The organism is Nocardia carnea (assembly GCF_029868325.1).
GTDB classification, from domain to species: Bacteria; Actinomycetota; Actinomycetes; order Mycobacteriales; family Mycobacteriaceae; genus Nocardia; species Nocardia carnea_C.
This window is the reverse complement of record NZ_JARWNW010000222.1, coordinates 13,422-31,553: the sequence shown is the minus strand read 5'-3', so window position 1 is coordinate 31,553 and position 18,132 is coordinate 13,422. Positions and strand designations below refer to the sequence as shown.

Genomic DNA, 18,132 nt, shown 5'->3' with positions numbered 1-18,132 from the left:
CCACCCCTCTCCCCCACCCCCCCCCCCCCCCCCCCCCCCGCCCCCCCCCCCGCCCCGCCGGCGTTTCCCCCCCCCGGGGACCGCGTATTCCGGCGTTCAGTGCACCGTGGTCACCTCGAGTTCCCCGTCGGCGTGCCGCGCCCGCAACCGCTTCTTGTCGAATTTGCCGACGCTGGTCTTGGGCACCTCCTCGATGAAAGTCCAGTACTCGGGCAGCTGCCATTTCGCGAACCGCGTCGACAGGAATTCACGCAGTTCCTCCGGCCGCACCGAGGCGCCCTCGGCCACCACGATCGCCGCCAGCGGCCGCTCGTCCCATTTCTCGTCCGGGATACCGATAACGGCCGCCTCCGCCACGGCGGGATGACCCATCACGGCGTTCTCCAGATCCACCGACGAGATCCACTCACCACCGGACTTGATCACGTCCTTGGAACGGTCCACGAGCGTCAGATAGCCGTTCGGCGTGATCTTGCCGACGTCGCCCGTGCGCAGCCAGCCGTCGTCGAATTTGCCCGGGTCCACGGCAGTCCCCTCGGGTGAGTAGTACGAGCCGGTGATCCACGGACCGCGAACCTCCAGTTCCCCCAGGGATTTCCCGTCGTTGGGCACCACCGACCCGTCGTCGCCGACCAATCGCGCCTGCACGGCGGCCGGGAAACGCCCCTGAGTGACCCGGTAGGTCCAGGCCTCCTCCTCGCTCACCCCGTGCGGTGGGTGCGCCAGGCTGCCCAGCGGCGAGGTTTCGGTCATCCCCCAGGCGTGCACCACCCGCACCCCGTGCTTCTCCTCGAACGCCTTCATCATCGACGGCGGCGCGGCCGAACCGCCCACCACCACCGCGCGCAGATGGGTGATGTCCTGCGGTTGCGCCGCCAGCGCGGCGAGCACACCGCCCCAGATGGTCGGCACGGCCGCGGCGAAGGTCGGTTTGACCGCTGCCATCATCTCCAGCAGCGGGCCCGGCTGGAGGAAGCGGTCCGGCATCAATACGTTCGCGCCGGTCATGAGCGCCGCATACGGCAACCCCCAGGCGTTGGCGTGGAACATCGGCACGATGCCGAGCACGGTGTCGTCGATACGCAACCCCATGGCGGAGGGAGTAGTGGCCTGCATCGAATGCAGCCAGTTGGAGCGGTGTGAATACACCACGCCCTTGGGGTCACCGGTGGTGCCGGAGGTGTAGCACATCGCCGCCGCCGAACGTTCGTCGACGACCGGGAAATCGAAGGTGTCGGGGTATTTCGCGAGGAGTTCGGCATAGTCGTGCACGGTGACCCCGTCGACCGCGGGCACGGCCGCGACATCCCCGTTCACCACGATCACGTGCCGCACCGTTTTCAGCTGCGGCAGATATTGGCCGAACATCGGCACCAGGCTGCCGTCCACCAGGACCACCTGGTCTTCGGCATGGTTGGCGACATAGATCAGCTGTTCGGGCGAGAGCCGGATGTTGAGGGCATGCAGAACCGAACCCATCGCGGGAATGGCGATATAGGCGACCAGATGTTCGTTGTTGTTCCACATGAAGGTGCCGACCCGGTCCCCCCGCCCGATACCGAGATCGGTGAGCGCATTGGCCAGCCGGGCCGAATCGGCGCCGACCTCGCGATAGGTCATGGTGCGCACTCCGTCGCCGGTCCAGGTGGACACCGTGGAATCGCCGACGAAGGTGGACGCGTAGCGCAGCAGCGTCGCCAGCGAGAGCTGGTCGTCCATCATGGTGCTCAACATCGGAAATACCCCTTACTGATCTGGGTGGCGGAGGGCACGCGATATGAGCCCGGCCCTCGTCGGTGAGACACAGAAGTGGGCATGACTCACATCACACCGCCGGAGACTACCGTGGAGTAGCCGGACATGGGGACGCTAGGGCGAAACCGGAAGAAATAGGCGACGACGCTGGTCAACGCGACAGAAAGGGCGCGACCCGCCGGGCGGGACGAAACGGGATGAGACGCAGCGCCCGCGACGCCCCCTGCGGGCCACCGGCACTGCGCCATCGCCGCCGAGCACTCACCTGTGATAGCCGGGAATCCGGCCTACTGCCAAGCCAGATAACGAAATGACATCTAAACGAGACACGGTCCGCATATATGTACCGACTGATGGGATGAATCTCGCACCGCTTCGGTCACATGACCATGCGTTATGGCCAGTACGGACCCCAGGAATGGAAAAATCCGGAATCACTTACAGATGCACGCGCAGCGCCGCCCGAGCCCGAAAATCTGGCCGGAAATATTGATTCACTGACCTTCGTTCCCCTCCGGGACGACCGGTCGCCGACCTACGCTTGAACCATGACAACGCCGTCGATCATCATCATCGGGGCCGGGTTCGGTGGGCTCGGTATGGGCCTCGAACTCCTGCGGGCCGGAATAGGCGATTTCACCATCGTCGAACGCGCCCACGACCTCGGCGGCGTCTGGCGGGAGAACACCTACCCCGGCGCGGCCTGCGATGTACCGAGCCCCCTGTACTCGTGGTCCTACGAACCGCGCTCCGATTGGCCCCGGCGTTTCTCCGAGCAGGCCGATATCCACGACTACATGCGGCGTGTAGCAGGCAAATACGATCTCGAACGCTATATCCGCTTCGGCACCGAGATCAGCGATGCCGAATACGACGAAACCACCGCGAAATGGCAGATCCGCACCGGCGACGGCGACCTGCTCACCGCCGATGTGCTCATCTCCGCCGTCGGCCAGCTCTCCCGCCCCGCCATGCCGAACATTCCCGGTATCGACACCTTCGGCGGGCCCGCGTTCCACTCCGCCGAATGGGACCATTCCGTCGACCTCACCGGCAAACGGGTCGCCTGTATCGGTACCGGCGCCAGCGCGATCCAATACATCCCGCGCATCCAGCCGATCGCCGAACACCTCACCCTGTTCCAGCGTTCCGCCGCCTGGGTGCTCCCCAAGGCCGACGCCGCATACGCGGCCCGCCACCACGCCGTATTCAAGTACCTGCCCCCGGTCCGCTGGGCCGAACGCTTCGGCTGGTGGATGTTCTTCGAGGTGATGGCATTGGCTCTCACCGATCTGCAAGGCATCCAGGCCCCGGTCCTGAAGGTCGCCGAAGCCCACCGCGCCAGGCAGATCCCCGACCCGATCCTGCGCGAGAAACTCACCCCCGACTACGCCGCCGGCTGTAAACGCGCGCTGTTCTCCAACGACTATTTCCCCGCCCTCGGCCGGCCGAACGTCACCGTGGAAACCAACGGCATCACCGAGATCACCCCCACCGGCGTGCGCACCGCCGACGGTATCGACCACGAAGTCGACGTCATCATCTACGGCACCGGGTTCAAGGGCACCGAATTCCTTGCCCCCATGAACATCTACGGCACCGACGGCCGCAAACTCGCCGACGCCTGGGCCGCCGAAGGTGCCCGCGCCTACCTCGGCATCTCGGTCCCGAAATTCCCCAACCTGTTCATGATGTACGGCCCGAACACCAACGTCGGCTCGGGCTCCATCGTCTACATGCTGGAATCGCAGGCCCGCTACATCCGCCAAGCCGTCGAATACCTCCGCCACCACCCGGGCCGCGGCCTGGCCGCCCGCGTGGAGACCGAACAGCGCTGGGACAACTGGCTGCAGAAACGCCTGAAGGACACGCCCTGGAACTTCTGCTCCAGCTGGTACCGCAACGCCTCGGGCCGCATCACCAACAACTGGCCCGGCGCCACGGTCCTCTACCGGTGGAAAACCCGCCGCTTCGACCCCGCCGACTACGAAACCACGCCCGCATACTGATGTCAGCGGGCCGCTCGACCTACGATGCGGCCCCACAGGGGGGCACCCGGTAGACTCTCGCCCACCGGCCCCCGGCCCGGCCCTCGTAGCTCAGGGGATAGAGCACCGCTCTCCTAAAGCGGGTGTCGCAGGTTCGAATCCTGCCGAGGGCACCAACTTTCACATGCGTTTCTGCAGGTAAATGGCCGGTTCTAGCGTCGCAGGCTCGATTCCCTCGGGAACCGCGCCTTCGTTCAGCCGCGCAATTGACTGCCGTTTCTGCCAACTGCTTTCTTGAGGGCTGCCCAAGATAGGCTGGTTCACAGGACGCGATGAGTCAGGACTGCTGATGCCGAGAAACAGACGCCCCCGCGATCGGGAGGAGAAGCGCGCCGAGATCGTCGCTGCCGCGCGGCGGTTGTTCACCGAACAGGGGTACGACGCGGTTCCGGTGAGCAGAATCGCACAGGACGCCGGGGTGGTGTCGAACACGCTGTACTGGTATTTCCGGGACAAGGACGCGGTGTTGACAGCGGTGCTGGAGGAGGTCCTGGCCGACTCGATGGCCCGGTACGGTGAGGTCGTCGACACCGATATCGTCGATCGGCTGGTGTGGGTCGTCGCGGAGTTGGAGCACGTGAGCCGGTTGGTGACCACCGTTCACGCTCGCGCGAAGGAGTCGGAGACTGTCCGGGACTGGCATGAGGCGTTCCACGCGTTGACCGAGGGCTTGTTCCGGGTGGATCTGATCGGGATCGGGGTTCCGGAAAACGAGTTGGACGCGATGATCTCGATCGGGGTGTTCGTGGTCGAGGGACTACTGATGCATCCGGTCGACGATGAGCGCAAGCGCGCGGTGATGGAAACGCTGATTCAGAGCGCCCGCGGAATGGCGGTAGCCGCCCGCTGATGCAGTCAGCAGGCGGCTGCACGCTGCACGCCGTGCGGGTTCAGGTCGCGGCGTGCGCGGCGTCGGTGAATTGCTCGGTCAGGAAATCGATCTGGTCGCCGACGGCGTCTTCGAAGTAGGTGCCGAGGTAGATGTCGAAGTGGTCGCAGGGGTAGGTCTCCACGCGGACATGTGCCAGGCCCTGCGCGCGGCGTTTGGTGGTTTCGGCAGGGGCGGCGGCGTCGTTGTCACAGACGCACAGCAGCGTCGGAACGCTGGAGCGGGCCATGGCACGGCCGGGACGGTACAGCGGCAGCCGGAACACCAAGCGGGCGGCCAGCGCATTGGCGGCATCGAAGTCGTTGTCCGGGCCGCGTAGTACGCCCCACATCGAGTCGCGGCCCACCGTGGTGGCGGGCTCATGTCCGTCGTCGGCGACCGTCAGTTCGATGTTCTTCGACAGCCGCGCATGAACCGAGGGCAACCTCTTCAGGATGGCGCTGGAGCGTCGGGAAAGCCGGGTACCGGGCGGCAACAGCGCCGACGCGCCCGCGATAGCGTCGGGTGAGGCCACGAATGCGGGCATCCACGAGTTTCCGGCCATCGGCATGAGGATGGGCCTGCTACCGAGCCAGGAGCGTGCGGTGTCGAGGATTCCCACTGCCATCAGCGCGACAGCGCTGAGCGGCCCGGTCCGCAGTCGTGAGATCAGCGAGGCCGGTCCGTCGGTGAAGGGACATTGCGCGACGATGGCTGCTACTTGTGGGTCGCGGCTCCCGACCTGCAGGACGTGTCCGCCACCGAACGATGTGCCCCACAACGCGATCCGTTCGACATCGACCTCGGGCAGAGTGCGCGCGAAGGCGACAGCGGCATGCCAGTCCGCGAGTTGGCGACCGATGTCGAGGAGCTGCCGAGGCTCTCCGCCGCTGGCCCCGAGGTGGCGGTAGTCGAAGACCAGCACCGACCAGCCGTTCGCGGCGAACCGTTCGGCGAACGCCGCCAGGCGCATCTCACGCACCGCTCCCAGCCCGTGCCCCATGATCACCATCGGCCGAGGCTCCGGCGCGCCGGGTGTGGTGTACAACCATGCCGCGCACGGCACGCCGCCGGAGATGAACTCCACATCGCGCCGCTGAATCGCCGCGGTGGCCTCACCTCGATCGATCGACTCGCCGGTAGCCATACCTTGATCCTTCCGCTCAGCCAACCCAGCGCTCTTGAACGTCGCCCAAGAACCGCGTCGCGACCACGGTAGGCACTTCTTGAATGCCAGTCAAGAAGATGTCGCCTCGGCTATGCCGACTCCTCGCGAAACTGCACCGGCGTGGAAGTCAGCGAGCGAAAACGTCGCTGTCGTGGCTGCGCGGGACACTCATGTGGAGACCGTGAGGTTCAGACGTGCCAGACGCCGCACGATCAGGCTGGGGACGTAGGCCGGTTCGGGACCCCGCAGTGTCACGTTGCCGGTGGTGTCGAGCAGGGTGTGTACGGCCTGGGCGGTTTCCTTGCGGGCAAGGTGGGCACCGAGACAGAAGTGGATCCCACGGCCGAAGCTGTGGTGCCGTTTCGGCTGGGTGCGGTCGAGGTCGACACGGCCGGGGTGGTCGAAGATCCGCGGGTCGCGGTTGGACGCGCCCCACATCAGCATCAGCCGCGCACCGGATTCGAGGTCTACTCCGGCCAGGTGGGTGGGTGCGGTGGTGACGCGGAAGTGGCCACGGAACGGGCTCTCGATCCGCACGGCCTCCTCCACGAGCGCATCCACGCGACCGCGGTCGGCACGCAGGCGCGCCTGGAGTTCGCGGTCTCCCGCGAGTAGCCGGACCGCGGTGCCCAGCAGGCTCGTGGTGGATTCCGCGCCCGCGGTCACCAACTGCACCAGCAGGATCGCGGCCTGATCGCGGGTCATCGTCCGAGCGGCGACGGCCGCGGCCACGCTGCCCAGCACCCCGGCTTCTTCGCCTGGGCGGGCGTGATCGAGTTGTTCGCCGAGGTATCGGACGAAGTCCAGGACCTCCAGCGCCGCCTGCCCGGCGCGATCGGGGGTCGCGACACCGGACACCATATCGATCGCGGCGTCCGACCAGCGGGCCAGTTGCTCATGGTCGGCGTCCGGTAGCCCGATGAGGTGCCCGATCACCTGCACCGGCACTCGATGGGCGACCTCGGCCATCCAGTCACCACCACCGGCGGCGACCAACCCTGCCACTGCGGGCCGGACAGCGGCGTCGATCATCTCGGTCAGCGCCGCGACCGAGCGTGGACTGAACCGCGGCATCACCAGCGCCCGGTGCGCGGTGTGCGTGGGTGGATCCGCGGTCGCCAGCACATCCACCGCGCCGGCCGCCTCGGTCACCGACACCGCCGCCGATCCCGAGGCCGCCGACAGCACCGCGACCAGGTTGCTCGAGTAGGTCTGCGGATCGGCCAGCACGGTGCGGATCGCGTCGAATCCCAGCACGACATACAACTGCTGTTCGGTCAGGAAATGCACATCACCGGCGGCACGCAACCGGTCGAGCACCGGGTAGGGGTCCTCCAGCGCGGCCGGGGAGAACAAGTCGGGGGCAATCACGACGGCACCGTCCTTTCACGCGTTGTATAACGTGTTATACAACGCGTGACGCGATTGCGGTACCCTTCGGTCTGTGGTCGATGACGCTGCCGCCCTACTCCGTGAGTCCCGCGATTCCCTGCGTGTCGTACGCGAATTCGGACCCGCCGAACGTGAGCGGCGCAGCGAGATCGCTGCCGTCGCACGCACCATGGCCTCCCGTGACGGCTACAAAGGTGTCACCATCCGGCAGGTCGCCGCCGAGGCGGGCACCACTCCGGTGACCGTGTACCGCTACTTCGGCTCCAAAGACGGCCTGATCCAGCACCTGATGGCCGAATGGGCCCTCGACACCCTCGACCGCATCACCCGGCTACACCCCGACCCCGCCGCCGCCGCCCCCGCCGACCGAGTCGCCGACACCTTCGCGCGGGTCATCGACTGGGCCGACGAACAACGCAACCTGCTCCACGCCGGCATGAACTCCGTGCACTCCGGCGACGGACCCGGCATCAGGGTCTGGCGGCCGCTGTTCACCGAACTGGTCCGCGCCGCCCTGGCCGACCCGGACTGGACCGACGAACACGACCAGGCCCTGGTCCTCGGTCACGTCCTGACCACCTGCCTCCTCGACCTGACCACCAACCCCGCCAACATCACCGATATCCGCCGCACTATCACCCGCGCGGCGCACCTACTCTTCACCGAACCCGACTGATGCGACTGTTCATCAAGACGCAGTGTTGAACTCAGCCCAGTGATCCGGGTTGCGACGCTCAGGTTCCACAGTCACCCACGATGAACAGGCGTTTCCCGGTTGCCCATGTTTTGTGTGTCCTGCCGGGGGCACAGCATCTGCGGTTGCCGCCGAATCAGCCCACCGCCGCCAATGCCCTCCACCCCTTCCTGGAGCGCGATCGAGCCCGCGGAGCGGCGCGTTCGATTCGCCGGTGCGCCTCGGAGGTACTGATCCGCAGCAGATCACTCAACAGCTGCGCTGTGTCCCGATAGCCGGTATCGACAGCGAGACTGCGGCGCTCAGCCTCCGCGACCGCTGCAATCATGGCGGCACCCAACCGTCGGCGCTGACGCTCGGTTTCAACGAGAGTACGCAGCAAGTCGACATCGGCCAGTTCCGACCATCTCCGTGCCGGTGCAGTCGAATGTGTGTTCACCCCGCCGAGTCTACCCCATATATAGAACATATGTTCGATTCAAGGCTTGGCAGCGTATTTCGTGTCCGGTTACTCGGCACGGCCGTGGCCTGGGGGTGATCGGTTTCGGATTTCCGGGATCATTCCTCCCGGGCTGGACGTGCTTCCCGTCGTTGCCGTTCGGCGCGCACGAGCGCTTCGGAGAATTCGGTCAGCGGGACCGTCCGATCGCCGCGTCCGGCCAAGCCCAGCTCACGTAGTCCCTGCCGGAAATCCTGGTCCCAGAACGGGTAGATGTGCAGTTCGACAGTTTCGTCACCGTTGCGGAGTACAAGATACTCCGCCTGGAATTCGGTGATCTCGGCGCCGACCTTCCCGTGGTTTGTACGCCCGGACCGTCGCAGACCGGCATCGGCATCGTCCTGCCATCGTTCGGGGTTGCGGCCGAGCGGATCGAACTGTGACAGCCGCTCGAGCAGATTGTCGAAATGCTTGCTCTGCACAGCGATGACGAGATCGTTTTCCGAGTTCAGCCGGATGTGCCGCAGGCCCATCTGCCCTTCGGCTCTGGGCTGTTCGAGGGCGTCGCGCAGCCACACCGGGAACTCGGGCGATTCCCGGGCAGTGAAAGATATCTCCCGGCTCCACTGTGAATCGTCACCCGGATTCGTGTTCACCTCGAGACGACCGTGGTGCGGATCCTCCAAAACGCTGTCAGGCGGGGTCTCGGTTCCGTGGTCCAGAATGCGCGCGTGCAGAATACGGTCGCCGGGTTCGCCGCGCACATCCAGCACCACTCTGAAATCTCCGTCGGTCGAGCGCGCGGCATAGGCGACCGTTTCGGCCAGGCTCGAGCCGAGATCGTCGCGCCGGCCGGCCGGCCAATCCGGTATCTGCGAGTCGAGCCAATCCCAGGCGCGGCTCGCCTGGGTGTATTCATCGCCCGCGCGGTCTGCCGCGGTCAGCTCGAGTTCCCGCCGTTGCGGCCCCACCTCAGCCGGTCCCTCGCCGCTATCCTCCGGACGCGAGGTGGTCTGCGGGCGGCTGCTGCCCTCCTCCGGTCTCGCGGTCGCGCGGTCTGGCGCCGAGTTCTCCGAATCCGCTCCGTCGGTTCGTCCCGCGGGTGGCGCCGAGCCCTCACGGAGACCGGCGTCCACCCCGCCGGCGAGCTCGTCCACGTCGAAGCCGAGAGCCGCGAGATCATCGGCGAACTCGCTCATATCGATCACCGGCTCGCGGACACCGCTGGTATCGCCGGTATCGCCGGCACGATGGATTTCGAACCAGTGGGTCGCGCGTGATCCCTCCGGGCCGAATCGGAGCACGCGGCCGCAGCTATCGCTGAAGGCGTGTGCGAGTTGGGTGCCCCGGCCGCCCTGCCTTTCCACCGGCTGCTGATCGGGAATCCAGTCCGCCATCTTCATCGCTTCCCCCGGCGCGAGCGAGTTGCTCACCGAAACCCGCACGCGGCCGTCCTCCGGGGCGGTGACCTCGACGACCGCCCGATGGTCGAATGAATAGGTCACCGAATTCGTGTACAGCTCCGAGAGGATCAGTTGCGCATCGCCGATCTGCTCATCGGTCAGCCACGGGTAGGTCTCGCTCAGCTGGTCGGCCAGCGCCTGTCGTTGTTGTCCGACCGACGACTGGTAGACGGCTTCACCTTCACGGCCCCACATCTGGTTCACACGATCGTCGCCGACGGTCACCGGGGCGGCGCGTTCGCGTGGCGGCGTGGAATCAGGCCCGCGCACGACTCGCTCTACCGGGCGCGGATTCTGGTCGAGCTGCCAGATCGTCCGGACCAGGCCGGCATCGGTGTGTGTCACTTCTATGGTCAGTTCCCGGAAACCGTCCGGTGTACCGACCGTTTCCGCGGTGACCCGGACCGTGCCGCGTCCGTGCTCCACCACGTCACCGACTGCGCCGGCGATATCGGCAACGTAATCGGGCGACGACCAGTCGTGCAGCATCGCCGTCAGCGATTCCCGGGTCAGGGTCGCGGTATGGGCATCGGCCGGGAGCGCGGGCGACTCGGGCCCACCCAGGTCGAGCCGCAGGAACGGGCCGTCGTCGCCTGCGGCCGGTCCGTTGTCCGGCTGCGGAGCCGGCGGATCGCCGTCTCCGGAGGTCGGGCCCTCGTCCTCGGGCCGCGCAACGGTATCCGGTTGTGTCTCGCCCTCGGAATGCGCCGGCGCTGTTTCTTCCCGGCTTGCGGAAACCGGTGTTTCCGGGCCGGCTTCGCCGGGTGGGGCCGGCCGATCTGCGGTTCGGCGGTCCCCTGACTCCCCGGTCTCCTCATTCGGCCGCGGCGCGGCGCCGTCGTCGTGCCACACCTCGGTATCGGGCCGCTGCTGTCCCTCGGTCCGGGCCACGGACTCCGGACGTGCCTCGTTCCCGGTCTGCCCATTCCCCTCAGTCCGCACCGCGCCCGGCGAGTCTCTTTCACCCGAGGGCGGGGCCGCGGAATCGTCGTGACGTCCCCTGGGTGCAGTGCCGTCCCGGCCGGCGCCCGGCCCGTCGGCGGCACCGCCGCCGTCCCGGGCAGGCGAAAAAGGCGGCGGCCCGTCATCACCGGGCGACGCAAATATCCGCCGTCCTGCATCCGGCCCGCCACCGCCCGGCCTGCCGCCGTCGCCGGTCGGCGCCCCGATCTCGGGCCCTGCCGGACCGCGCAATGCGTGGGGCATCGAACCCAGCACACCACCGACCATGCCGGGCAACAGGTGGTCCCATCCCAGGTCCAGCTGACCGGTGAACGGCACCACCGACGCCACTCCGGCAATCGCGCCCGCAGCACCGCCGGCAGCGGCGCCCGCGAAGCGGATTCCGACCTGCGTAAGCCTGTTCCCCGCCGTGGAAGCGGCGTTATTCACGAAGCGCCGCTCGAGCCCCACCATCGTCCGCACACCGAAGAACTCACCCGCAGCACCGGCGGCAGCACCGGAGACGACTCCCAGGCCGATATCGTTCCAGTCGAACTCGGTCCGGTAATTCTCCGGGCCCGTCATCTGCACTGCCTGGGCGGCAAGGGGAATAGCGCCACCTTGGATCGCGCCCAGCGTCACACCCTTGAACGCGATCACGCGCACCAACCGCGCCGCAGCCGCACGCGCCCCCTCCGCTCCCAGCCCGGTGATCAGTTCGCGGAAGGCGGCCCGCACCGTCAACCGCGTCGCCGCTGTCGCCGCTGCGCCGTGCACCTGTCCCACACCGGGGACGAACGCGTCCACGCCCAACTGGATGACCAGCGCCACCAGGGACCCGATGATCACGTATTTGCTGTACTCGGTGAGCAGCGCGTTGTGCATACACTGGTCCGACAGCCCGTAGCAGGCGTCCGCCGCGTGTTTCAGGTCCCCGCCGAGGTCGATGCCGTACTTTTCGAGCGCATCCCCGGTTTGCCCTTCGATCGCCGATACGGCCCTTTCCCGGGCCTTGCCCGACAGCTGCGACACCGTGGTGATCGCATCGCCGATTTCCTTCCATGCCGCGCCCAGCCGGCGCAGCGCATCCTCATCCCCCTCCGGCCACGGACCGGCCACCGCGGTGATCACCCAGGAAGGGATCTCCTTGGGAATTTCGAGCGTCATCGCTTAGCAGGGCGTTGTCCGGCGGTACCCGTTCACCCTTCGGACCTGTGCTCGCGGCGGGCGCACGCTGGTTCGCTGTCTCCCGGCCCGGCCGATTCGATGATGTCCCGGATTCCCCGCAAACTCGGCGCACCCGGAAACAGGTCGGGGAGGTCCGGCAGATCGCCGCCGGTACCGGTGATCGGCGCGACGATCTCGGCCCGTCGCCGTTGTGCCGCCAGAGCAGCGGACCGGGCTGCCTCGGTGACGGACCGTCCCAGCTGCTCGGGTGAACTCACCTGGTAGGCCTGCGGCGACAACCGCACCTCCAGCACGATCCCGTACGCGTCGACCGTCACCTCCACCAGACGATCCGCAGACGACGCCGACGAGCGGGCCCCCGTGAGTTGCGCGGCGGCGTCGGGGAGATCCGCCGGTTGCTCACCGAACCCGTCCAGCAATGTATCTACGAGCCGTGCCAATTCGGAGTGGGCCGATCGCGGATCCTCGGGACTCGGTCGATCCATGTGGACTCGTCCTTTCGTCATCGACCGATTCTCGAGCCATCGGCGTGCGGAGTCTCCGCGGGTTCCGGTTTCGACCAGGGGGTGGAGTGCGTCCGCACCCCCATTCGGTCGGCGGGCACGGCGGGTGGCCGGTCCGCATTCTCGGCGGCAGCGATTTCAGGGCGTCGGGCTTGCGGGTTGTCGTCCTTCTTCCGTTCCCGGCGTTGCGGTTTCGCACTGGCAGTCTGGGGCTGCGCCGGCGGGCGGGTGCCCGGCGGGCTTCCCGGCGGCTGACCGGACTGCGGGCCGGGCGGTTGCCCGGCGAGGAAGGGCCGCTCCCCGGGCCCGGACCAGGGACTGCTCGGCGCCGCGCCCCGCATTCCTGCACCCGAGAGCGGGTGTCCGAGCGCGGCAGGCGGCGCGGGCTGCGCCGCCGGCGCGACGGTGTGCCCGGTCGCCGGGGGCCCGGAGACGGGATCGGCTCCGGCTGCGATGGCCCCGGCCGCCGAAGATACGTCACCGTCCGCGGGCGATTGCGGTGATCCCAGGGACGGCCCGGAAGGCGCTTCGGCCCCGGAGCCCGGCCTGTTCCCGGCGGTGTCCTCGGTGGCCGGTGGTCGCGAGCCGCGCGGACCGTGCTCACCGCCGGCCGATGATTCCGTGTGCGGCCACTGCCCATCCGGCGACGTCGAACGGGAACCGGACAGCGGCGACACTGTCTGCGGTCGCGCCGCGGGGTAACCGCTGTCCGGCCGACCCGACGGACCGAAAGCGGTCGTTTCGGAGGGCCCTTCGCGTTCCCGGACCCCGCGACCGGCATCGGTGTCCATGGTGTCGAATTCGCCGCCGATATCTGTGAAAGATTGCCCGCTCGATTGCAGTGTCCCGACCAGATTCCGCAGATTCACCACGGTCTGCTGTGCGTCGGGATCATACGTCTGTTCGAAGGCCTTTCCCGGATCATCGTTTCCCCAGCACCGCCCCTCGGTACCGAGCGCGGTCTCGAGATTGCGGAGCGCCGCGGCCAACTCCTGCGCTGCCCCGGAAAGCGTGGGGCTCTGCCGGGCCAGCTCGTCGGAATCAAGGGAGAATACGCTGCTCATGAACGGCTCCGATGGGGGCTGTGGTCATACCGCGGCAATGTCATGCAGATGACGGCCGACTGACCTCATAAGCCCCAACCTCAACTCCTCACACCAGGCATTCCCAGTGTCATATATTCCCACTTATGGGGATGGTGGCCCGGAGGGCGCCTCGGCTCCTGCACGAAAGGCGTAGGCAGCACGCCGGAAGTCATATAGTCGATACAGCCCACACTGACAGTCACATGTCGAGCACTCGGGGGACGCCGCACTATGGACGATCACGATCTCGATCAATTGACCGAGGCCACCGCCGAGATGAAGCGACTCGTCGGCACGTTACTCGATGGCCTGGATCAACAGCGCGAGGATATTCCCGGCGTTCACGAACGACTGTCACGATCCCGGTCGTCGGCGTGGTCGGCGGATCGGCTGGCCGAGGTCACCGTCGACGCGTACGGGCTCGTCATCGATGTCCGGTTGGCGGCCGAGGCTTTCCGAAGCGGTCCACCGGCACACCTGGCTCGATCCATCACCGAGGCGGCCCGCGCCGCGGCCGAGGCGGCGCGGCAGCAGCTGGCAGAGATCGTTTCGCCGATCACCGGGATCGCCGAGGAGCTGCCGGACCTTCCCGATCTGCTGCCGGGCGCACCGAGCCTGCGCGACATCCGGGAGATCGTCGAGGCAGCCACCCGCACGGCGCCCGATACCGACCGGACCGCAGAGCACGATCCCACCATCTCCGACCGGCTCGATCGGTAACCGCAGCACGCCGCCCCCGAGCCCGGGCCGAGTTCCCGAAGCCCCGGACCACCGCATTGCCGGCCGGAAACACTACTGCTCGGCGTCCGACCGGCGGTTCTTACCGGGCCAGAACCATATTCACCGTTACGCTCGGGCAATCAGGTGGTGCGACACCACTGATCCGCGGCAACGGGAGGACTGAAGTATCCGCTGCGCACCACGGGGAAACCACGGGCAACCACCCGCCGGTTATGAGACGAGGTGGAGGAGGCCACGATGTTCGAGGCGGATGTGCTCGATATCGCACAACACGCATTCACCGGCGATCTGCCCACCGAATCCCGAGTCGGCGAACTCGTCGCCGAGGCCCACCGGCGCTACACCGGCCTGCACGACGGAAAGATCGCCGACTACATTCCGATCCTGGCCGAAGCCGACCCGAACTGGTTCGGGCTGACGCTGGCCGGGACCGACGGCAGTACTCACTCCGCAGGTGACACCGGGATCGCGTTCTCGATCCAGTCGATTTCGAAAGCCTTCGTCTTCGCACTCGTCTGCGAGACCTACGGGCACCAGGCCGTACACGAGCGTGTCGGCGTGAACAACACGGGCCTGCCGTTCAATTCGGTGATGGCCGTCGAACTCAACGCCGGCAGCCCGATGAATCCGATGGTCAACGCCGGCGCGATAGCGACGACGGCGCTGATGCCCGGCGCGACGCCGGCGGAGCAGTGGGAGAACATCCGCACCGGCCTGTCCCGCTTCGCCGGGCGGTATCTCGAAGTCGACGGGGTGGTCTATCGCTCCGAAATGCTCACCAACCAGCGCAACAAGGCGATCGCGCGGCTTCTGGAGAGTTACGGGCGCCTCGACACCGACCCGCTGGAGACCGTGGATATCTACACCCGGCAGTGCGCCCTGGCCGTCACGGCCACCGACCTCGCGGTCATGGGCGCGACCCTGGCCGACGGCGGTGTCAACCCGGTCACCCGGGAGCGGGTGGTCTCCTCGGAGGTGTGCCGCGACACCTTGGCCGTGCTCGCCTCGTGCGGACTCTACGAACGATCCGGGGAATGGCTGTTCGAGATCGGATTGCCGGCGAAATCCGGGGTCGCGGGCGGCATCGTCGCCGTATCGCCGGGCAAGGGTGCGCTGGGCACATTTTCACCGCGGCTGGATGCGGCAGGCAACAGCGTCCGTGGGCAACGCGCCTGCGCCTACCTGTCGCGGGCCCTGGGCCTCAATCTCTTCGCGTCCTCCGTCCACCAGCCCGTCGCGGCCGCCCACCGCGACAGCGCGAAAGGAGCCTGACCGTGCCGGACACCACCACCGCCGCCGACCCCGTCGTGGAACGGCGCTCGTGGATACCGATGATCGGACTGTTCCTCGCGCAGGTACTCATGTCGTTCAACGTCGCCGCGCTCCCGATCTCGCTCGGCGGCATAGGTGAGGACTTCGGGGTCCCCCCTACCGTCGCCGGCTCCACCATCGTCGTCTACGGCATCGCCGTTGCCGCACTGGTGATGACAGGCGCGAAACTGGGCCAGCGCATCGGCTGGTTGCTCATCTTCCGTGTCGTGGTCGTAGTATTCGCGTGCTCGTCAATGATGATGATCCTGTCGCCCGGTATCGAATGGGCCATCGGCGGCCAGGTGCTCGCGGGCGCCGCCGCGGCGATCATTGTTCCGGCGCTGGTGGCGCTCATCGCGGAGAACTACACCGGCGATCAGCAGGCGACAGCGGTCGGATCGCTCGGTTCGGCCCGCGCCATCTCCGGTGTCAGCGCGTTCCTGATCGGCGGCACGCTCGGGACACTGGTCGGCTGGCGCCCTGTATTCGGTGTCACGCTGGCCATCGCGGTCGCCGTTTTCGTGCTGAGCTTCGGCCTGCGCACCGATGAGGGCGACCCGAATATCCGCATCGATATCTTCGCCTCGGTACTGATCGGTTCGGCGATCGTTGTACTCACCCTGGGTTTCAACAACCTGAACGCGTGGGGCATCGTCTTCGCGAAAGACGCTGCGCCGTTCTCGATTCTCGAACTGTCGCCCGCGCCGGTACTGGTCGTGGCCGGTGTGATCCTCGGTCAGCTGTTCGTCATGTGGACCAGGCGGCGGATGCGGCAGGGCAAGGTTCCGCTGATCGATCTCAGCGTGCTGGGCCGCCCCACCGAACGTGCCGCCATCTACGCGATGTTCGTCATCGTGGCCATGGAAGCCGCGGTGAACTTCACCATCCCCACCTACATCCAGATGGTGCAGGGACGTAGCCCGTTCGATACGTCGCTGGCGATGATCCCGTTCAACCTCACCGTTTTCGTCACCGCGACACTGATCGTCCGGTTCTACAAGCAGTACCCGCCGCGCGTGATCGCCCTCTTCTCGTTCGGCCTGACGACGGTCGCGCTGATCTGGCTCGCCTTCGCGGTCACGAACAACTGGGAAACCGTTCCGACGATCCTGGGGCTCATCGTCTTCGGTATCGGGCAGGGAGCGCTGGTCACGCTGGTGTTCAACGTTCTGGTCACCGCCGCGCCCAAAGAACTCGCCGGCGATGTCGGGTCGTTGCGGGGTACCGCACAGAACCTCGCTTCGGCAGTCGGTACCGCCGTCATGGGCGCCGTGCTCGTGACCACGCTGAGTTTCGGCGTGACCCAATCCGTGGAAGAACACCCGGAACTGCCGCCGGAACTGGCCGCGCAGGTGGACCTCGACAACGTCAACTTCGTGAGCAACGACGAATTACGTGGCCTTCTCGAGCAGACCACCGCCACCCCCGAACAGATCGACGCCGCCGTAACCCTGAACGAGGAACAGCGGCTGCGCACCCTGAAACTCGGTTTCCTCATCCTCGCCGGTATCAGCGCCGCCGCCGCACTGCCCGCATCGCGACTGCCGAAATACCGGCCGGGGGAAATCCCCGAACCCCACTGACCGCCTGCCTTCGTGCACCTCGATGACATGAGTGCCGGTCACCCTCGAGCCGACGTGTGCGCGGTGTACAACCACCCCCGGGCGGAAATCCGCACGAGGTCGGTCTCGTGCGGTCGCAGCGTCGCTTCGACGGCGGCCTTCGCTTTGCGGACAGCTGTCGCGCCGGCGCCCGCGACGAACGAGCGTAGTTGGGCATCGAACAGGAATTCGGTCGCGTCGCGACAGTCTCGGCCGAGGACGGTCAGGGTCTCGAAACCGGTCACGGTGACGGCCGCGAAGCCCGCGGCGGTCAGTACGTCGCGAACCTGATCGGGATCGGCGAACTCGGTAACGCCGGGGGCGACATCGTCGAAACCGGGAGTCGGCAAATATTCGGCCAGCGCCGTGAAGATCGCGGCAACGGAGTCGCCCGGCTCCCGGTGACAGGTGAACACGAGCCGGCCCCCTGGCCTCATAGCACTGGCAATGTTGGTGAACGCGGCGACGGGGTCGTCGAAGAACATCACCCCGGCGCGGCTTATCACCGTGTCGAATCGCTCCACGGTGAACGGGTAGACCTGTGCGTCGCCCTGCTCGAACGTGACGTTGGTGAGCTTCTCGGTTTCGGCGAGCTGTCGTGCGCAGGCCAGCATCGGCCCCGAGAGATCGAGCCCGACTGCTTTGCCACGGTTTGCCACCCGGGCAGCGGTGCGGGTGGTCTGTCCGGTCCCGCAGCCGATATCGAGCACGCGGCTGTGTTGGCCGAGCGCGGCGGCTTCGAAGAGATGCTCATCGTGGCCGCCGGCCATGGTGTCGTATCGGGCGTAATGTTCGGCCCAGTGGTGTCCGTCGGCTCCGTTCCACACCTGGAACTGCTCGGTATTGCTGATCTGCGCCATAGCGATTCTCCTTGTGCAACGTTGTCGTCGGCACCGACTGTTTCGCGTAGCTCTGCCGAACCGGTGCCGGATGG

Annotated in this window: 14 protein-coding genes and 1 tRNA gene; 7 read left to right on the top strand and 8 right to left on the bottom strand. The window is 67.0% G+C overall.

The window, feature by feature from the left end; translation table 11 throughout:
* Positions 1-96 precede the first annotated feature (96 nt).
* Positions 97-1,734, bottom strand: a complete 1,638-nt coding sequence (locus QH196_RS18575; RefSeq protein WP_280417065.1) for a long-chain fatty acid--CoA ligase — start codon at positions 1,732-1,734, stop codon at positions 97-99.
* Between the two features lie 569 nt (positions 1,735-2,303).
* Here QH196_RS18575 and QH196_RS18570 point away from each other — a divergent pair.
* The 3 genes from QH196_RS18570 (at position 2,304) to QH196_RS18560 (ending at position 4,653) form a co-directional block, all read left to right on the top strand.
* The gene (locus QH196_RS18570) at positions 2,304-3,764 is read left to right on the top strand and encodes a flavin-containing monooxygenase (RefSeq protein WP_280417064.1); all 1,461 of its coding nucleotides are present in this window, start codon (positions 2,304-2,306) and stop codon (positions 3,762-3,764) included.
* Positions 3,765-3,843: 79 nt separating this feature from the next.
* A tRNA-Arg gene (locus tag QH196_RS18565) sits at positions 3,844-3,919 on the top strand.
* Between the two features lie 173 nt (positions 3,920-4,092).
* Positions 4,093-4,653, top strand: a complete 561-nt coding sequence (locus QH196_RS18560) for a TetR/AcrR family transcriptional regulator (RefSeq protein ID WP_195055436.1) — start codon at positions 4,093-4,095, stop codon at positions 4,651-4,653.
* Positions 4,654-4,693: 40 nt separating this feature from the next.
* Here the strand turns inward: QH196_RS18560 and QH196_RS18555 are convergent, their stop codons facing one another.
* On the bottom strand, positions 4,694-5,818 hold the full coding sequence (locus tag QH196_RS18555; RefSeq protein WP_280417063.1) for an alpha/beta hydrolase: 1,125 nt from the start codon (positions 5,816-5,818) through the stop codon (positions 4,694-4,696).
* Between the two features lie 189 nt (positions 5,819-6,007).
* On the bottom strand, positions 6,008-7,210 hold the full coding sequence (locus QH196_RS18550) for a cytochrome P450 (RefSeq protein ID WP_280417062.1): 1,203 nt from the start codon (positions 7,208-7,210) through the stop codon (positions 6,008-6,010).
* A gap of 73 nt (positions 7,211-7,283) precedes the next feature.
* Here QH196_RS18550 and QH196_RS18545 point away from each other — a divergent pair, with 73 nt between their 5' ends.
* Positions 7,284-7,907 carry a TetR/AcrR family transcriptional regulator gene (locus tag QH196_RS18545; protein WP_280417061.1) on the top strand — a complete coding sequence of 208 codons (624 nt, stop codon included), beginning with the start codon at positions 7,284-7,286 and terminating at the stop codon, positions 7,905-7,907.
* Between the two features lie 154 nt (positions 7,908-8,061).
* On the opposite strand, the gene QH196_RS18540 is transcribed toward QH196_RS18545, so the two are convergent.
* The 4 genes from QH196_RS18540 to QH196_RS18525 form a co-directional block, all read right to left on the bottom strand.
* Positions 8,062-8,394, bottom strand: coding sequence for a DUF222 domain-containing protein (locus QH196_RS18540; protein WP_280417060.1), 333 nt, complete (start codon positions 8,392-8,394; stop codon positions 8,062-8,064).
* Between the two features lie 89 nt (positions 8,395-8,483).
* A complete protein-coding gene (locus QH196_RS18535) occupies positions 8,484-11,936 on the bottom strand; it encodes a hypothetical protein (protein ID WP_280417059.1) in 3,453 nt (1,150 codons plus the stop codon).
* 32 nt (positions 11,937-11,968) lie between these two features.
* Complete coding sequence (locus QH196_RS18530; RefSeq protein ID WP_280417058.1) at positions 11,969-12,442, bottom strand: YbaB/EbfC family nucleoid-associated protein; 474 nt, start codon at positions 12,440-12,442, stop codon at positions 11,969-11,971.
* A gap of 17 nt (positions 12,443-12,459) precedes the next feature.
* Positions 12,460-13,524 (bottom strand): hypothetical protein, encoded by a 1,065-nt coding sequence (locus tag QH196_RS18525; protein WP_280417057.1) that lies wholly within the window; start codon positions 13,522-13,524, stop codon positions 12,460-12,462.
* A 252-nt stretch (positions 13,525-13,776) separates the two neighbouring features.
* Here QH196_RS18525 and QH196_RS18520 point away from each other — a divergent pair, with 252 nt between their 5' ends.
* From QH196_RS18520 to QH196_RS18510, 3 genes are all read left to right on the top strand, one after another.
* Positions 13,777-14,265 (top strand): YbaB/EbfC family nucleoid-associated protein, encoded by a 489-nt coding sequence (locus QH196_RS18520; protein WP_280417056.1) that lies wholly within the window; start codon positions 13,777-13,779, stop codon positions 14,263-14,265.
* Positions 14,266-14,523: 258 nt separating this feature from the next.
* Positions 14,524-15,558 (top strand): glutaminase A, encoded by a 1,035-nt coding sequence (gene glsA / locus QH196_RS18515; protein ID WP_280417055.1) that lies wholly within the window; start codon positions 14,524-14,526, stop codon positions 15,556-15,558.
* 2 nt (positions 15,559-15,560) lie between these two features.
* Positions 15,561-17,180, top strand: a complete 1,620-nt coding sequence (locus QH196_RS18510; protein ID WP_280417054.1) for an MFS transporter — start codon at positions 15,561-15,563, stop codon at positions 17,178-17,180.
* 38 nt (positions 17,181-17,218) lie between these two features.
* On the opposite strand, the gene QH196_RS18505 is transcribed toward QH196_RS18510, so the two are convergent.
* Complete coding sequence (locus QH196_RS18505; protein ID WP_280417053.1) at positions 17,219-18,058, bottom strand: class I SAM-dependent methyltransferase; 840 nt, start codon at positions 18,056-18,058, stop codon at positions 17,219-17,221.
* Between the last annotated feature and the right edge of the window lie 74 nt (positions 18,059-18,132).

Excerpts from the sequence above, each read along its gene's own strand:
- QH196_RS18575 (WP_280417065.1), bottom strand. The coding sequence starts at position 1,734 with ATGTTGAGCACCATGATGGACGACCAGCTCTCGCTGGCGACGCTGCTG.
- QH196_RS18570 (WP_280417064.1), top strand. The coding sequence starts at position 2,304 with ATGACAACGCCGTCGATCATCATCATCGGGGCCGGGTTCGGTGGGCTC.
- QH196_RS18560 (WP_195055436.1), top strand. The coding sequence starts at position 4,093 with ATGCCGAGAAACAGACGCCCCCGCGATCGGGAGGAGAAGCGCGCCGAG.
- QH196_RS18555 (WP_280417063.1), bottom strand. The coding sequence starts at position 5,818 with ATGGCTACCGGCGAGTCGATCGATCGAGGTGAGGCCACCGCGGCGATT.
- QH196_RS18540 (WP_280417060.1), bottom strand. The coding sequence starts at position 8,394 with ATGTTCTATATATGGGGTAGACTCGGCGGGGTGAACACACATTCGACT.
- QH196_RS18535 (WP_280417059.1), bottom strand. The coding sequence starts at position 11,936 with ATGACGCTCGAAATTCCCAAGGAGATCCCTTCCTGGGTGATCACCGCG.
- QH196_RS18530 (WP_280417058.1), bottom strand. The coding sequence starts at position 12,442 with ATGGATCGACCGAGTCCCGAGGATCCGCGATCGGCCCACTCCGAATTG.
- QH196_RS18525 (WP_280417057.1), bottom strand. The coding sequence starts at position 13,524 with ATGAGCAGCGTATTCTCCCTTGATTCCGACGAGCTGGCCCGGCAGAGC.
- QH196_RS18520 (WP_280417056.1), top strand. The coding sequence starts at position 13,777 with ATGGACGATCACGATCTCGATCAATTGACCGAGGCCACCGCCGAGATG.
- glsA (WP_280417055.1), top strand. The coding sequence starts at position 14,524 with ATGTTCGAGGCGGATGTGCTCGATATCGCACAACACGCATTCACCGGC.
- QH196_RS18505 (WP_280417053.1), bottom strand. The coding sequence starts at position 18,058 with ATGGCGCAGATCAGCAATACCGAGCAGTTCCAGGTGTGGAACGGAGCC.